A 1707-nucleotide genomic window follows, 5' to 3' on the forward strand; every position below is an offset into this window, starting at 1 on the left:
CTACTATGCGGACGGTCTGGACATGAGCTGGGTACAGAAGATGAAGGATGTGAAGGTTGAGAGTGCAAAATATGATTCTTCTAAGAAAGCTAAGGATTTGCATAAAGAATACCAAAAAATCTTAGATAAGTTGCAAAATGGAAAAGAACTTAGCGATAAGGAGTTCCAAATTTTAGAATCTTTTATTCGACTTCACCCACAAGCTCAACTACCTAAAGAAGTTTTAAATCAAATGCAGAGAGAAATTTCTAATAGAGCTAATATGAAGAACCTAGAGGAGAAAGTTGAAGAAATTAAAAAAAGTGATAAGACTTCGAGTGATAAAACGAACTTAATCGTTACAGCTTATGAAGATTACCTTTTTTATAATAATAGAGCAGCTTTTGAAGAGTACTGGAGGAAACGTAGTTCTTATAATGGTCCATGGGAGCCATATTCAGATAACCTATTTGTTAAAGAAGCTGAGAATAATTTTTTTAAATCAGTAAATAGTGAAAATATAAAAAAAATAGTTGCAAAGATGGGAGATGACATATTAGATGTAAAAGAATTTGAAGATAAAAAAAGAGCTGAATTAATTCAAAAAGGTAGGAGTTCATGGAAAAGTCCGGGAGATAATGGAACGGTAGATAATTCTATTCCAGTAGGAGTGGAATTGGGAGATACTGCTACTTTTATTGAATTAGTTAATACAAAAAAACCTCTAGATTTAAAAAATCGCGTGTACAGAGAAGACTATCCGTTTTCAATCTGGGGCCGTCAATGGGAGGAAGGAATGAAATCTGATTATTTAGGTAATTATCTCTTTGGATATGTTGGAAAAGGTTATTTAGGATGGGGTGATGAGTTAATAAAACTTGGTGCAGGAAAGGCTCAGCATATTTCAGATTTCTTAAAAGTTGACAAATATTATTTTGTAGGAGCAGATATAAAATACGATGTAAGTTTATTAATGGGGCAATATGGAGATAATGAAGGTGATGCGGCGGCAATTCAAGATGGTATGGATGATTATAAGAAAGGAAAAAATTAAATGGTAACACCACTGATATTTATAGTAACTCTCATCTTACTTTTACGTCGTTTTAAAAGCAAACGTTCCCGAAAGATCATTGGCTTCTTATATGCTTCATTTGCTGTTTGGTTTGTTTATTCGATTTTTACTTATGGAAGCTACACCCTCCAGCCTGGTCAAAATGTTCAATTGAAAGTTTATCCCAATACAGACCAGTTGGAGTATAATTCGGAATTGATTTTAGAAAAAAAAGATGATGCTAAATTAAAATTATCGGGCCGAAAAGGATGGGGTATGAAAGGAAGTAATACGGTTTATAATGTTGAGAAGCAGTCAATAACTGAGATTATTATTTCCAAAGATGGCACAGAGCGCAAAGACTTACCAAATGATAAGAGTAAAAGCATCTATTTAGAAAGTGATGGAATAGTGGTTCAAGGGGAAATAAAGGATGTATTTGGGGTGACGGAAGAAACCTCCTACACTATCACCATCACCAATGTAGATGACAAGCCAGCACACTTTGAAGCTCAAGTGGTGGATAGGTAAGTTTAAGAAACCTTAAGTAAGCCTAAATGGTTGCCATTTGTTTGGTGATGGAGGTTTATTTTGACTCTTGATGGCTATCTGGTTGTTGCTTTCGATGAAGCCAGAGAAGAACTGATAGCGGAAAGGAATCGGCTACCATGGGA

General features: G+C 34.9%; 2 protein-coding genes. Both read left to right on the plus strand.

Going from position 1 to position 1707, the window contains the following annotated elements:
• A partial coding sequence (locus CBI42_RS12715; RefSeq protein WP_256963779.1) for a polymorphic toxin type 44 domain-containing protein occupies positions 1-1033 on the plus strand: 1033 nt, incomplete at its 5' end.
• Positions 1034-1564 carry a hypothetical protein gene (locus tag CBI42_RS10700; RefSeq protein WP_049491250.1) on the plus strand — a complete coding sequence of 177 codons (531 nt, stop codon included), beginning with the start codon at positions 1034-1036 and terminating at the stop codon, positions 1562-1564.
• Positions 1565-1707: the final 143 nt, after the last annotated feature.

Source organism: Streptococcus sp. KR, from assembly GCF_002238115.1.
Lineage (GTDB): Bacteria > Bacillota > Bacilli > Lactobacillales > Streptococcaceae > Streptococcus.